General features: G+C 66.7%; 13 protein-coding genes. 9 read left to right on the top strand and 4 right to left on the bottom strand.

Annotation, left to right across the window (positions count from 1 at the left end):
• Positions 1–226 precede the first annotated feature (226 nt).
• From E2C06_RS12155 to E2C06_RS12130, 6 genes are all read left to right on the top strand, one after another.
• Positions 227–949 carry a ParA family protein gene (locus E2C06_RS12155; protein ID WP_133288868.1) on the top strand — a complete coding sequence of 241 codons (723 nt, stop codon included), beginning with the start codon at positions 227–229 and terminating at the stop codon, positions 947–949.
• Between the two features lie 144 nt (positions 950–1,093).
• Positions 1,094–1,375, top strand: coding sequence for a hypothetical protein (locus E2C06_RS12150; protein WP_133288867.1), 282 nt, complete (start codon positions 1,094–1,096; stop codon positions 1,373–1,375).
• A gap of 103 nt (positions 1,376–1,478) precedes the next feature.
• Positions 1,479–2,156, top strand: coding sequence for a hypothetical protein (locus E2C06_RS12145; RefSeq protein WP_133288866.1), 678 nt, complete (start codon positions 1,479–1,481; stop codon positions 2,154–2,156).
• 1,559 nt (positions 2,157–3,715) lie between these two features.
• Positions 3,716–4,807, top strand: a complete 1,092-nt coding sequence (locus E2C06_RS12140; protein ID WP_133288865.1) for a site-specific integrase — start codon at positions 3,716–3,718, stop codon at positions 4,805–4,807.
• A gap of 532 nt (positions 4,808–5,339) precedes the next feature.
• Entirely contained in the window at positions 5,340–5,759 is a 420-nt protein-coding gene (locus E2C06_RS12135) for a RusA family crossover junction endodeoxyribonuclease (RefSeq protein WP_133288864.1), read from the top strand.
• The gene (locus E2C06_RS12130) at positions 5,759–6,409 is read left to right on the top strand and encodes a hypothetical protein (protein ID WP_090567624.1); all 651 of its coding nucleotides are present in this window, start codon (positions 5,759–5,761) and stop codon (positions 6,407–6,409) included. The genes E2C06_RS12135 and E2C06_RS12130 overlap by 1 nt, the downstream gene beginning before the upstream one ends.
• An 86-nt stretch (positions 6,410–6,495) precedes the next feature.
• Here the strand turns inward: E2C06_RS12130 and E2C06_RS12125 are convergent, their stop codons facing one another.
• Entirely contained in the window at positions 6,496–7,428 is a 933-nt protein-coding gene (locus tag E2C06_RS12125; RefSeq protein WP_090567621.1) for a replication protein RepA, read from the bottom strand.
• 488 nt (positions 7,429–7,916) lie between these two features.
• Entirely contained in the window at positions 7,917–8,384 is a 468-nt protein-coding gene (locus E2C06_RS12120) for a DUF411 domain-containing protein (protein ID WP_133288863.1), read from the bottom strand.
• Positions 8,385–8,681: 297 nt separating this feature from the next.
• On the opposite strand from E2C06_RS12120, the gene E2C06_RS12115 reads away from it, so the two are divergent.
• Positions 8,682–9,935, top strand: coding sequence for a type II restriction endonuclease (locus E2C06_RS12115; protein ID WP_193560451.1), 1,254 nt, complete (start codon positions 8,682–8,684; stop codon positions 9,933–9,935).
• Positions 9,936–9,996: 61 nt separating this feature from the next.
• Here the strand turns inward: E2C06_RS12115 and E2C06_RS12110 are convergent, their stop codons facing one another.
• Both E2C06_RS12110 and E2C06_RS12105 read right to left on the bottom strand, forming a co-directional pair.
• Entirely contained in the window at positions 9,997–10,296 is a 300-nt protein-coding gene (locus E2C06_RS12110; protein WP_133288861.1) for a hypothetical protein, read from the bottom strand.
• A 117-nt stretch (positions 10,297–10,413) separates the two neighbouring features.
• Positions 10,414–11,052 (bottom strand): RNA polymerase sigma factor, encoded by a 639-nt coding sequence (locus E2C06_RS12105; protein WP_133288860.1) that lies wholly within the window; start codon positions 11,050–11,052, stop codon positions 10,414–10,416.
• Positions 11,053–11,554: 502 nt separating this feature from the next.
• Here E2C06_RS12105 and E2C06_RS12100 point away from each other — a divergent pair.
• Both E2C06_RS12100 and E2C06_RS40260 read left to right on the top strand, forming a co-directional pair.
• The gene (locus tag E2C06_RS12100) at positions 11,555–12,355 is read left to right on the top strand and encodes a Spy/CpxP family protein refolding chaperone (RefSeq protein ID WP_133288859.1); all 801 of its coding nucleotides are present in this window, start codon (positions 11,555–11,557) and stop codon (positions 12,353–12,355) included.
• A 28-nt stretch (positions 12,356–12,383) separates the two neighbouring features.
• A complete protein-coding gene (locus tag E2C06_RS40260) occupies positions 12,384–14,315 on the top strand; it encodes a 2Fe-2S iron-sulfur cluster-binding protein (RefSeq protein ID WP_206664518.1) in 1,932 nt (643 codons plus the stop codon).
• The last annotated feature ends 1 nt before the right edge of the window (position 14,316 follow it).

Raw genomic sequence — 14,316 nt, 5'->3', positions numbered from 1 at the left:
TCCCTTCGATCGCTCTCCCCTCCCCTCGCCTACCCTACTGCGCTGTTCGGAGACAGCAGACGCTAGATAACGATAGCGGAGCTATATAGCTATCCGCAGATAGCGTCCGCTATTAGGATTTGCATGTGCTAGCGAGGGTAGCATAGAGAGGCAGGAGTTCGGGCTAGCCGGGCCAGCGGGGCGACTGTACCGCTAGGGGCGCTAGCAGACGCTATTGGGGGATAGCATGGGCAACATCGTGACGATTGCGACCAGCAAAGGGGGCGGCGGGAAAACCGCACTTTGCACCCTCCTGGCCGCTAACTTGGCATCGCGTCTCCGCATCAGCGTGACAGACGCCGATCGCAACGCCAGCTTCGCCACTTGGCATGGGCTCGGCTACGAGGGCCCTGCCCTCACCTGTCTGACCGAGATCAGGCACATCGAGGTGGTGGATACGTTGCAGGCTCAGGCCGAGAGCCATGACCTGGCACTGTGCGACACTGCGGGGTTCGAGAACCAAACCGCCGCGATGGCGATTGCCACTTCCGATGCTGTCCTGATCCCGCTGATGGCCGATCGGGGGACCGCCCGCGAGGCGATCAAAACGTGCAAAAAAGTGATCGCCTGCGGCAAGTCGGCTCGGCGAACCATCCCCTATCTGATCGTGCCCATGGCCTGGAATCCCCGCGGACTGGCTGAGCGCGCCACGCTCGAGGAGATGGCGGAGGCCGAGGGTGCGCTTGGTCTGCAGTTGCCGGTCACTCGGCAACATATCTCCAGCTCAGCTGAGGTGCGCAAAATGTCCTACACGGGCCGAGTGCCGACCTCGGGGACGATCGGCTTGGAGATCGACCGGCTGATTACCGAACTGACCGGGGCCGGTATCCTGCCAGCCAAGTCCAGCTTCCCGTCAAGGGGGCCGATACAGTCCGATCTGTTGGCCACATCAACGGACGCAAGCAGTTAGCGCGATATATATGCCTGCTAGCAGATGCAAGTGTGTCCTAGCGGCGATAATATAGATAGCAGAGATAGCAAGGCTAACGGGAGTAGGGTAATGTCGTCCGCTGGACTCAAGCGCAAGCCATCGGGGTTGGAACTAGCTGGGGCCTTGGCTCCGATCACCGGGGATCTGCCTGCCACTACGGGGACCCGCGTTGAGGCTGAGCCGTCAGCGAAGCATCGCCAAGCGGCCGCAGAGGCGGCGCCGAAGGTCGAACTGGTCCAAGTGAATTTTCGTGCCAGCAAGGGCCTGGCCAAGCTCATCGCTCGCCTCTCAGCTGAGCGTGGCAGCACCCGCCGCCTCGTTGCCCAACTGCTGCAGCTTGATGGACACGAGGTGCCTGAGGTCGACCTCAATCCGCCCGACACTCGCCGCCGTTACGACGACTAGCGGCACTATCAAATGATAGCATCGCTAGCTGTATAGCAGAGCTAGGTGTGGCGTGAGGGGAAGAAGTACGATGGGACAGGCGAAGAGGCGGAGGGAGGCGGGGATGCAGGTGGTCTATCACCACACCAGCTCGCTTCGCACCAATCTCCTGTGGATGTCTGGCTACATCGACCTCGAGGGCAACTCCAAGGGCGTCATCCATCCCGAGCTGGGAGAGATCCACACAGATGCCGCGTTGCGCCGTCCAATGCGCGACTTCCCACCCCTCGTCTGGTTCACCACGCGTATCGCGGTGCCAGCTTGCCTGCACCAGTCGACCATTATGCTTCTGGACAAGGTTACGGGCGAGACGCGTGCCATCGACGGCCCGGAGGGATCGTCGAATGCCATTGCACTCAACCGGCTGGCGCTTGGCTTCCCGATAGCCAGCATCCCGGTCACCCCATGGCCTGAGCACGCCGGCTATTCTACCCCGGAGGGGCAGGGGTTGAATGAGAGCGCCAGAGCAGTCGGGGACAATCCAGACGATTGGTGGGTGTCAAACTCGCCGGTCGACCTGCTGCAGATGAGTGAGATCTGGGTCTCTCCACGCATAGCGAACCCAAAGCTGCAACGGTCAGATCACTATCTGATCGACGTGCGACGGATGGTCACGGCGTGCCGAGCAAATCCAAGTGCGTACATTCCACCGAGCTGGATGCCGACGTCCAGGGCGGTGAGGCTGGCTGAGCGTATCGGTGTCCCCGCTATTCAGTCCCGTGGCGGCTTAGTGCGCGACTGACCGTGGTTAAGGCCGGAGAGGCAATTCGGCGGCAGCGGATTATTAACGATCTCTCCGCGATGATGGCCTCGGCTCATGGGGCATATAGGATGGGACGGGGATCGGTTGCTGCTCTAAGCGTTGCGCTCATCTGGGCATTACTCGCCTGTCCGTTCGCAACACGGGTTGCATTGGCCGAGGGAGCTTTTGGCGATGCCGCCCTCGCCGGTGAGATCCAGCAGCTTGGATCACGGTTGGCTCGATCCCTTCCGCACGATACCGAGCAGCTCTACCTGATATCGTCGATTGACGAGGAGTTACGGCTGGACGGCAATGACCGCTGCCGGGTTGTCCATGTCACGGCTGCTCATAAGGGGGCGGCCGTCGCAACGGCTCAGGCTATCGCCTGCCCGACACCGGCAGGCTGGGCGCTAAGGGATGAGACAGTGCACCCCTAAAGGTAGCGCGTGCTAGCGATGATAGCGCGCTAGCTTACCTAGCATTGCCTTGCCTTGTTAGCATTGCCCAGGCTCTTAGAGCGCCGCCGCACATCGAAAGCGGGGTCGTGCGCCCCCATTGGCCGTGGTGTGGGTAGGCAAATCCGTCCGGGCTTATCCCGGTGCGTCGGCATGGGGCGTAGACCCACTGCGACGCTGGAGTGATTGCCATCCATTCGAAGCCTGGCGGCAGGAGGGTCTGTGCGGCTGCTTTGTCAGTCGTGTAGCGGAGCACGGGGCCCGCCAGGCCGACTGCCGCGTGGATCGTCTCATCAGCAAGAGCGCCGCCGGCCTCGACCTTGGCTAGGCGGTCCGCGATGCCGAGGAGGCGATCGTAGCGGGTCAAGGCATTGCCGCCGGCGACATGGCTCAAGGTCCGGCTCGAGAAGCTATTGGCCTGTCGGTCACCGCAGGGATGGGTGCTGTAAGACGAGATGCAACCTTGATAGCAGATGCTATTGTCGATAGCTATCGCTACCATCACATAGCTTACATAGCTGATGACCACAGGATCGCTGGTCGGCGCCGACCGGCGGGCGTTGCTGGATGGGGAGCTCGCGTCTTTCCTGAGCTCGCAACCGGGCTGGGGCCACGGACGAGCCTGGAGGGGCTGGGGGTCTCGCTTCCAGCCGGGTTGGCACAGCCGCTGGCTATGGCAGTGCACAGCTGGCCACCAGCACGCTCAAATACGGCGCACTCTCGCTGCCATCGGGCCACGTGCGGTGTCTCGATCGCTGGACGGTGGGCCATGGGAAAAGGCTGCGGCTTGCGCTGGACCGAGGCCGGGGGTGCTGGACCGCGCCGTACGCGGCAGCTTGTGGGCAAGGTATCGCGGGCACGGGCGGCAGCCGGCCTGGTCTGCGAGATGGAGGGACCGCTTAAGCCTGGACTGGAGCCGACCGGTACTGCTCGAGCCGACTGAAGCCAGTTTCCCTTTACAGTCAGGGCTCTCGCCCTGTCCCGCCTCGATTGTGGCAAGCCCGGTTAACACGCTATAATAGCCAACTATGGTGTGTTAGCGGCGCGGGCGCTATCCTCGCCCGGGCCGCCGGCAGGCGGCCAGGATGATGGCAGGAGTGATGCATGGCTACTGACGGCCAGGACACCGAGGCCGGGCCGGGGGCCGGTGGCGCCAACCCGCCGGCGCAGGGGAGGGGCTCCAGCACCCCCCCGGCTCCAGCAGCGGTGCCGGCCGTTTCCGGTGAACCGTCCGAGGGGACGGCGGCCGCTCTCCCGGCGGCGGGCCGGGAAGCTCTGGATGAGGCGCTCCGCTACGCCCGCGCCGCCCTCTCCGACAACACCCGTCTCGCCTATGCCGTGGACTGGCAGGATTTCGCCGCCTGGTGCACCGCTGCCGGCCTCGCCCCCCTGCCGGCGGCAGCGGAGACAGTCGCCGCTTATCTGGCGGCCCTGGCGCGCACCCATGCCATCGCCACCCTGCGCCGTCGGCTGGTGTCGATCGCCAAGGCGCACCGGGTCGCCGGGCACACGGGCTTCTGGGCGGCCCATCCGGTCATCAGTGAGACCCTGCGCGGCATCACGCGCACGCGCGGTCGACCGCAGCGCCGTGCCGCGGCCCTGACCACCCCGGACATCCGCCGCCTGGTGGCAACCTGCGGCCCTGACCTGGCCGGATTACGGGACCGGGCTCTCCTGCTGCTCGGCTACGCCGCGGCTCTGCGTCGCGCCGAACTGATCGCGGTCGAGGTCGAGCACCTCAAATTCGACGCGCAGGGCCTGCGACTGCACATTCCCCGCAGCAAAGGCGACCAGGCGGGGGAGGGCGAGGAGCTTGGCATTCCCCGGGGACAACGCCGGGACACCTGCCCTGTCCGAGCCATCGAAGCCTGGATGGTGGCCTCCGAGGCGCAGTATGGGCCGCTCTTCCGCAAGGTGAACCGGTGGGGCGGGCTGGAGCCCGGCCGCCTGCACCCGAGCAGCGTGCGACAGATCCTGCTCCGGCGGGCCGAGCAGGCCGGCATCGCAGGCACCGCGCTCGAGCCCATCAGCCCGCACGGCCTGCGCGCCGGGTTCGTGACCCAGGCCTACAAAGCGGGGCTCCGCGACGAGGAAATCATGCAGCACAGCCGGCACCGCGACCTTCGGACGATGCGCCGGTATGTGCGACGCGCGAAACTGCTCGAGGACAGCCCGGCGAAGCGCCTGGATTTGTAGTGGGGCCGCAGCTTGGTGGCATGCCGTATAGGCATACAATCAGGACCCAATACGCTAATACGGCGTGTCGTATAGGCGCAGGGCCGAGTGCTAACCAGGGTGATCGTTTATTCTCGGCCGCCAGTGCCAAGGTTGGGGGCTAAACAGCCAAGCGCTCAGAGAAGGCGAAAGCAAGTGCTGCACCTGAGCGGATAGGGGCAACGGGCCTCCCCTGTGTCTTGCGCTGGTATGGCTTGGTCCGGATCCTGCTCCCGGTATCTGGTGTGGAATCGCGGGCAGCTTCCGCGTCACAGCAGGCCTGTCCCTGTACCGTCTCTAAACGAAGCTCAGGGACTGGGTACTGACGCAATCACCATGCGTTAGCAAACCTAGGGCGAGAGTCTGCACGGACGTTGATCGGCTTCGAAGTCGTTGCCTGACCGAGCGACGGTTGGAGTGGGGGAGGGGCTTCGGCTTCGGCTTCGGCTCTGGTGGCGGAGAGCGAGAAAGGCGGTTATAGGCCTTCTGCTGCCATCATCTTGCTTTCGGAAGCATGTCTGTCGAGCTCGAATTCCCGATTGAGTTTGTGGTCCAGGGGACGCCGGTATCGCTGCAAGCCAAGAGGGCTGAGGCGCTGAAGGCTTGGAGGACCCGAGTAAGGGAGGCGAGCTACTCTGGGCTGCCGGAGGGCCACTTCTCGACCGACAGACCGGTTTCCGTGACCTTGTACTACTTCCCAGACGGACAAATGCAGGGCGACGTCGACAACATCGTAAAGCCGGTGCTCGACGCTCTCTGCCGTCACATCTACTTCGACGATCACCAAGTCGAGCGTGTTTGGGTGCAAAAGTTCGAACCAGGCCGCCTTTTCGAATTCCGGCAGCCCTCAAAGGCGCTTTCGGAGGCTCTCACTGGTCCGAAGCCGTTACTATATGTTCGTCTAGGGGATGACCCGACCGAGGGGCTCGTGTGATGTCTGCATCGTCGTCTCGCATCGAAGAGGCTGCTCTACAGGCGGTGGTGCCTAGCCTCGAGGCTGAGGGATTTCAGGTTTTCGTCCAGCCGACCCGTCGGATGCTGCCATCTTTCATGGAGCGGTACCAGCCGGATGCTATAGCCGTCCGGCCGGACAAGAAGGTCGCGTTGGAGGTACTCGCGAACTCGGCCCAAACAGGCGGCTATCGGGAAAGGGTTACACGGCTCCAGGCCATGTTCGCGGATCACCCAGACTGGGAATTCCGCGTCATTTATGCGCCGGAGAGCGATGCAGCCGAAGACATCCCGGTATCCCCACGGGAAGCAATCGAGGAACTCCTGGCTCGCGTCGAGGCGGCATACGATGCGATGGGGCCGGCAGCAGCCCTGCTTGCGGCGTGGGCCGCTTTCGAAGCGGCCGCGCGCGCTTTGGCACCCAATGTTTATGGTCGTCCGCAGCCTACCTCGCGGCTGATCGAGGGATTGGCAGGGGAAGGGTATATCACGCCGGATGAGGCGGACATCATCCGGCAGGTAAGCCGGTTCAGGGTGCAGATCGCCCATGGACGGCTGGATCTAGTGCCCGCCCGGGAGCACGTGGACGGCCTTATCCGGATCACGCGAGAGATGCTCAGCCAGCTCGCCTAACTGCTTATCGTCAGGACCAAGCCACCCTGATCACCAGAGTCCTCAAATTCCCAACCCAATACGTGAGGACTCCGGTGATCTCCCTCCTACCTGACCTGCAACTGCTTGGGAGCCACTGGTGGCCGGGAGGGGTAAAGGATGAGCCCGCGCTCGTTGGTTTCGACCTTGGCCCCACGATACACAGCCAGAGCCAGCACTAAATTTGGCTGAAATTTATACTTGAACTGGGCCAGTTTGCTGAACCCGGCGCCGAATTGGGCTTTCAGTGCCGACCAGGTAACCGGCGTCGGCGCCTTGAGCGCGTGTAGACGGTAAGACAACCAGCAATATATGTCCAAAGCCATAGAGTTGTTGCTAATGGCTCGTATTGCGGCTTCTTCGATAGGGACTGGATGCTTTTTTAGCTGCTCAAAAAAGCTCTCAGAAAGTTTCACGGTCTCTAGGAACAGACTACCCTGGCCCGGGCATTCGGCATCAATGAACATGGCCGTGTCGACGATGTTCTGGTTTACTAAGCCCCCTGGGGCGCCTCCAGCGGCAGCCATGTGGAAGCTCAACCGGCAGCGAGAGATACGCTCCGCCTGCTCACGAACATCCTTAATGCTCTTGCCACCCGGGGCGATTCCGAGGCGAGCAAACCAGGAGCGCAGGCTCTTTCCCAATTCCACTTCCCGGGACCCGGTCTTTAGGGCCTCAGATTGTAGGTAAAGCATGATAAGTCGGGCACGGGATCCAAACGGTACCCCGATGCTGAGAGGGGGCAGCCCTTCGATCGGGTTGGGCCGACGGCCAGGTTCTACCAAAAGCGTCACGCGCTCGGTTCGGATTTCCCAGACTTGGTCAGCGGGTAACTGCTTGTGAGGGAGGGCAGCCTGTGTCCATCCGGAAAAAAGGTATCCGACTGAGGTGTCTTCGTCCGTCAGATAGGAAGACGCTGCCTCTACGGCAGCACGATCCAGGTCGAGCGCGAGGGCGGCTTGCTTCCCACGTTCCTCAAGGATGTCGTGCACCGTACCCATGGCATGCCTTCTTCGCGGCAATCATTTTGGCTCAACCAGACCGACAATGGCACGAGTAAGCCATATTGTCGCTGAGGACTCTGGGGACCGAGCTATTTGAAAGGATATTAGATTCTTACTATTAGTCTGGTCCCCAGAGTCCCCGGGATATCTCCACCCACGCTTGAAAATTCAGGAGTTTAGCAAGAGCGCTGATCCCCAGAGTCCTCGCCTTGATCCCTAGAGTCCTCGGTCGGCTTGGGGGGGGCCTTACGCTCACGCGACTGATCGGAAAATCGACTCGGGCAGCTCTAACACCTTTCCCGGATCACCAGAGTCCTCACATCGCGCACGTGCATCAGTCCTCTAGTTTGCTTATCCGCTAGCGCAGTGGGGGCAGGGAAGCGTTGGCGAAGGCGTTCTTGTCCGGGTTCCGGCGCCTCGGCCTGGATGCCCTGCCTTTCGGCCGTATCCCGCCTCCAGTCGTTTGTGCGGGGCAGCCCCGGCCGTCAGACCGCCCGGCTGCCCTGGAAGCGCATGAACACGCTGCGTCCGCCGCCGCCATCGAAAGCGACCACGTCGTAGGTGTCGTCCGGCTCGTCGGGCACCTCCATCCCCGGCGAGCCGGTTGGCATGGCAGGGACAGCCAGTCCGCGCACGCCAGCCGGGCGCTCGGCCAGCAGGCGCCGCACCGCCTGGGCTGGCACGTGCCCCTCCAGCGCGTAGCCGTCCACCGCGGCCGCGTGGCAGGAGAGCAGGTCCGACGGGATGCCGAGCATCCGACGGGCGGGGGCGGGTGAGGCGACGAGGTTGTCCTCGACCCGGAACCCGGCGGCCCGCATGTGGTCCACCCAGCCGGTGCAGCAGCCGCAGTTGGGGTCGCGCCAGACCCGCAGCAGGGGTTGCGTGGATTGACCGGAGGCAGCGCCAGCGGCGCCGGTTGCGGCCAGTGCCGCGAGGAGAAGCCGTCGTCTCATGCTAATTTCCTTGTTCGTGCGGCCAGGGCTGAGCCGGGCGGGTGAACTCGTCATGGCGCGGAAGATGGTGACGCGGCTGGCAAGTTCGAGCCGATGCGCCGCGTGCGGCCGAAACCCAGTGAGGAGGCCGAGGGGGATGGAAGGGCTGCGAGGCTCCAACTACCTTGCGAGTGAACCGGCGGACCCTTCATCATCCCCAGCGAGAGCAGGGAGCCGACCCGGCGCCCTCGGGACCACGACATGCAGATTTCTACGACCGCCCCGGCTCCCGGTGGAGCGGGGACCAGTTCGCCCGACATGATAGCCTCGCTGCTGCACCGCTGGCGGGACGACCCCGGGGCGACCTACCGGGGCTGGTTCCTATGGGAGGAGCGGGTCAAGAACTTTCGCTCGATCCGCCGCGGCATCCAGCAGGTGGTCGCCGAGATCAAGGCGGGCACCTTCGGCGTCGCCTACCGAGGCTCCTCGCTGGAGACGGTGGTCCACTCCATCGCCGAGCAGCGTCAGATCTTCAAGGGCGCCGACCACGCCTTCCTCTGGAAGCCCAAGCTGCGCATCCCGGACATCTACGAAAGTCCGGAGAACCAGCGCGCCTTCGGCCGCCTGCTCGACACCTGCGTCTGCTGCACGACCGAGCAGCAGGTCATTACGGCCATCCGCGAGATCGACGCCCTCGCCATCAAGGGCCTCGGCCCGGCCGTCGCCAACCTCCTCTACTTCCTGCACCCGACCATCGTGCCGCCGTTCAACACGGCCATCGTCAACGGCTACAACGCCCTGACCGGCGCCCGCGTGAAGCTCGGCCGCTGGGACGAGTACCTAGCCATGCGGCAGGGAATCCTTGCCCTGAACGCCACGAACCGCGGCGTGCTGTCGAACGACCTGGGCGCCATCGGCGGCCTGCTGTTTGACGTCGGCAGCGGCCGCTACCCGGCGCCGCCGCGCGAGGACGACGCGGGCGCCCGGGCCGCCTGGGAAGCCGACCTCGCCCGCGTCCGCGACGAGGGTGCCAAGGCGGCCAAGGCGCTGGCCGCGGCCCGCGAGGAGGACGAGACCCACACCGCCGTCCAGGGCTGGCTGCGTGACCTCGGCCTGGCACTCGGTTACGACGTCTGGATTGCCGCCAACGACCGCAACCGCCCGCTCGGCGGTGGCAAGTTGGGTGAAGGTTGCCTCGCCACGTTGCCGGGCTTCGGCACCGGCGCGGACGCCGTCCGGCTTATCGACGTGCTGTGGCTTGACAAGGACTCGAAGCGCATCGTCGCCGCCTACGAGGTGGAGCACACCACCTCCATCTACTCCGGCATCGTGCGGATGCTCGACCTCGCGATCGGGCCCGAGGCGCACGCTCTCGAGGGCATGTTCCTCGTCGCGCCGGACGGCCGCGAGGGCGAGGTACGCGAGCAGCTGGCGCGGCCCGCCTTCAGCCGCGTCGCCGACCTCAAGGTGCGCTACCTGCCCTACGGCGAGCTCAAGGCGAATCGGGAGACGATCGCCAGGTTCGGCCACGGCATGAAGCCGATCCGGGCCATCGCGCGCGAGCTCCTCTAGGCGAGCCACGCGGGCAGCTCCGTGGACGGCGCGGCCGGTGGGCAACGCCGTCGTTGGCTCGCTAGTACGGTCCGGAGCGGCCGCGCTGGGAACCCATGGTGTGGTCCATGTGCTGGCAGTAGGTCGCCATCCGCTGCATGTCAGGCGACATCTGCGCGCCCTGCCTTATCTGCTGCCGCATGTCGGCGCAGTGAGCCATCATCGCCTGGTGGTCACTCGAGGCCGGGGCCGCCGCGGTGGCGCTGGTCGGGGCAGACGCCACAGGTGCCGGGGGCGCGGCCTGCTGCTGCGGCGCGCAGGCGGAGAGGCCCGCCGCCAGCACCACCGCCAGACCCATACCGGCGTTCCTCGATGTCTTCATGCGGTTCTCCTCTCTCCAAAACGGCTGCCTCGCGGCAACCCATGCCACCGCCGCGCGGTGTCGAGCTCGAGCCCGTTCCATCCTGTCGGACTCGCGCCAACGCGGCCTTGAGCCAAATCAATCGCGTGCCTCGCCGTGCGCCGCACAGGCGGCCGCGCGGGCGCGCCGGGCCTCGTCCACCGAGGAGGGCTTCGGGCAGGCGCAGCGCATAAAGCTGTCCGACGGGCAGGTGACGCAGGCGGCGAGCAACAGCGCGGCCAGCGACCGCCGCGCCCGGTGGTGCCTCACGTGCAGCGCGTTCGGCAGTATGCTGAGCTCCATCGCTACGACCTCACGCGGCTCGCCGCCGAGGTCGAGGCGTCGGATCAGCGCTGCCTGATCCGGCCGCAGCGCGCCCAGCAATGGCTCGATACAGTCGCAGGCCCACTGGGCTGGCTCCGGCTCCGGGGCAACCAGCGTCTCCGCGAACTCCCGCGGGTCTTCGAGGCTCTCCCGTCGTCGCGCTAACTCGCGCCCGTGGTCGGTGAGGGTGGAGGACAGCACGCGGCCCAGCCAGCCGTGGACCCGCGCTGCATCGCGCAGCTCCCCGGCGCGCTCCAGCGCACGCAGCGCGAAGCGCTGCAGGACGTCGTCCGCGCTGTGGCGGTCGCCGTTCAGGTGCCGGAGGACCACGCCGCGCAGCTTGGCCTGCGCCTCGGCGATGGCGCCTCGCACGGCGTCTTCGGCGCAGGGAAGGGGTCCGTCGTGGTCGCGCATGGATGCTCCTCGCCAGGCGTTCGGCGGCGAGGCGGCGGGACGTTCCACCGGCCACCCGCCGACGAGGCGGCAGCCAAGCCCACGGCGGGCAGGGCGTGGCAGGACCGCCACCACCGGCTTAGGAGGCGGTGGCGGTCGAGGCCACCGTTTCGCGGGACCGCGCGACGCCGAGCAATGCTTTGTCGCAAACCAGCGGCCCAACGGGCCGAGGCGGCGTGGACGGGGTTCCGGTGGTCTGGCGCCCAGGGCCCCTGTCATCGGTCTCTCCGGTCGAGGCTGCTCCGGCCCGGTGAGGGTGGCCCCGCCGCATAAGGACGCTCGCCACGGCGAACCCTTACAGATCCCGCCCGGAGACGGCGTCAGGATAGTCGCCTCGGCAGATCCCGGCGCACGGCCATCCATCCTTCCGCTGTAAGCCGGGCTCGGTCTGAGCGTCTATCAGGGACGCAGGTCGCACGGCGTGCCAGCGCCCAGCGCCGCCAGCAGGGGAAGGACCACCAGCATGCCGAGACTTCATACAGCGCTCGCCGCGGTCGCGCTCGCGGCCGTCGTGCCGCTTGTTCCGCCCGGGGCAGCGGCGGCGGACGGCAATGCGCCGATCCGGCTCGCCATGATGGACATGATGCCGATGGGCAGCGGCGCCCAGCAGGCGCCCCCCGGGGGCGCGGCGATGCCCGGCATGCCCGGCCCGCAGACGGGGACGCCAGCGCAGGGCGGCATGATGGACGACGACAAGATGCGGATGGGCGGCATGGCGGGGCAAGGGCAGGCCCAATCCCAGACGCAGATGGGCGGCGCGCCCGGGCAGGCGCAATCCCAGATGCCAATGGGCCAGGCGCAGCAGCCAATGGCTGGGTGCGACATGATGGCGATGATGCGGGACATGATGATGCGCCGTGGCGCCATGCCGCAGGGGATGCAGCAGGGCGGCGCTACGTCCGGCATGGGTTCGATGGGCAGCGACCAGCCGATGGGCAGCTCCGCGGCGCGCTTGGAGGGGCGCATCGCCTTCCTCCGCACGGAGCTCCACATCACAGACGCTCAGGCGCCCGCCTGGGACACCTTCGCCAACACGCTTCGCGCCGGGCGCGAGCACCTCGACGCCGCCCGCGCCGCGCTGCAGGACAGTGGCAGGGTGGCCGACCCAATGGCCCGCCTCGCGTCCTTCGAGAGTCACCTGCGGGAGCGCACAGAGGCCATCCACATGACGCGGATGGCGTTCGACACGCTCTACCGCCAGCTCGACGACGTCCAGAAGCGCACGGCGACCGCCACCATGCTGCCCTTCATCGGGGCCTTCTGAAGGCGTGCGGCGGCGAAGCATTGGATGCGTGAGCACGGTCGCGGGGCTGCTCGGCGCGGCGCTGATCGGGACCGCGGTCGCGCAGACTGACCCGGGCGACCACGGCGCGCACCACCCGAGCCAGCCTGCGGGGACCGCGGCACCGGCGCCACCACCGGCGAGTGTCCCCGCGATGCCGTCCATGCCCGGTGCCATGCCCGCTCCCGCGGCAGGCGCGGGTTGCGGCGGCATGATGGGCTGCATGAGCGGCCCGGGGCGGCCGTTCTACGCGTCGCTGCTGGACATGCCCGCGCTCACGGCCGAGGCGCGGCGCGTCATCGAGGCCGAGGCCGAGCGGCGCATCGGATGGGGGTCGCAAGCGATCACCTCGGGCCAGGCGCGGCTGCACCATGCGCTGGCCACCAACGACACGGCGGCGGTGCAGCAGGCCACGGCAGGCGTCCGCGAGGGCCTGCTGCTGCTCGAGAGCGGGACGGCGGCGCTGCGCGCCATCGAGGTGGGAACGGCGCCGCGCCAGCTTGCCATGACTTGGTTCAGGGACCAGCTCGGCCTTCCGCCCACCGAGGCGTCGCCGACGGCGGACGGAGGCCCCTGGGGCTTGTCCTGGTACCACCTGACGTCCATGATCTTCCTGGTCGCGTTCCTGGTCGGAACCCTACTGATCCAGCACGCGCGCATGCGGCGGGTCAGCGCGCTCGTCGAGCGGCTCTCGGCCGCCCCTGCAGGTGGGCCCGCCCCTGGCCCGGCGCCCGCGCCCGGCGAGCCATCCGAGCCGAGACCGCCCGCGCTGCCCACCGGCGGTCCCTCTGACTTCCCGGCGTCCCTGGTCGGCACGGTCCCTGCCCCGCTCGCCAGCACCGCGCCATCGGCCGCCGCGGCGACGGCGGCCGCGCGGCGGCCGTGGTCGGGCAAGCTGCGGGTCGCGGCCATCTTCCGCGAAACGCCCACGGTGAAGACGTTCCGGCTGGTGGAGCCCGGCGGCGGGGACGTCCCTTTCACCTTCATGCCGGGTCATTTCCTGACCGTTTCAGCGGAACTCGATGGCAAGACGGCGCGGCGTTCCTACACCATCGCCTCCTCGCCGACGCAGCGAAGCCATGTCGAGGTCACGGTGAAGCGCGAGGAGCAGGGCCTCATCTCGCGGCACCTGCATGACAGGGTGGCGGTCGGCGAGTCTGTGGAGGTGTCGGCGCCCCTGGGCGTCTTCACCTTCATGGGCGAGGAGGCCAGCATCGTCCTAATCGCGGGCGGCGTCGGCATCACGCCCATGATGAGTGTCGCCCGCTACCTCACCGACCGCTCCTACCCCTGCGAGATCTTTTTTCTCTACGGGGCGCGCAGCCCCGAGGAGTTTGTCTTCCGCGAGGAGCTCGAGTACCTGCAGAAGCGGCACGCGAACCTGCACGTGGCGGCGACGATGTCGCGCGCCGAGGGAACGGCCTGGATGGGCGCTACTGGTCCCATCTCGAAGGAGTTCATCGCGCGCTCCGTCCCCGAGATCGCCAGGCGGCGCGTCCACCTGTGCGGGCCGCCGCCGATGATGGAAGCGGTCAGGGCGGCGCTCGCCGAGCTCGGCGTGCCCAAGGACCAGATCAAGACCGAGGCGTTTGGCCCGGCCCGGGGCGTCGCGCCGGGAACCGCCGCGCCGCTGCCGTCATGCGGGCTGGCTCCCGTAGGCAAAACCATCCCGCGGATCGCCACGGCCGAGGTGCGGTTCACGAAGTCAGGCAAGACTGGAGCGCTGGCGCCGGACCAGACCGTCCTAGAGGCGGCCGAGGTCATTGGCGTCGAGATCGACTACTCCTGCCGTGTCGGCATCTGCGGCGCCTGCAAGGTGCGCCTCCTCGAGGGTGCGGTGACGATGGAGGTCGAGGAGGGGCTGCCGCCGGAGGAGAAGGCGCGCGGCGTGATCCTTGCATGTCAGGCGAAGTCCGTCGGCAACCTCGCGGTCGAGGCGTGAC

The sequence above is a fragment of the Dankookia rubra genome (genome assembly GCF_004355005.1).
GTDB lineage: Bacteria > Pseudomonadota > Alphaproteobacteria > Acetobacterales > Acetobacteraceae > Paracraurococcus > Paracraurococcus ruber_A.
Note: the sequence above shows the minus strand (reverse complement) of the source record. Positions and strands in the feature narration are given on the sequence as shown.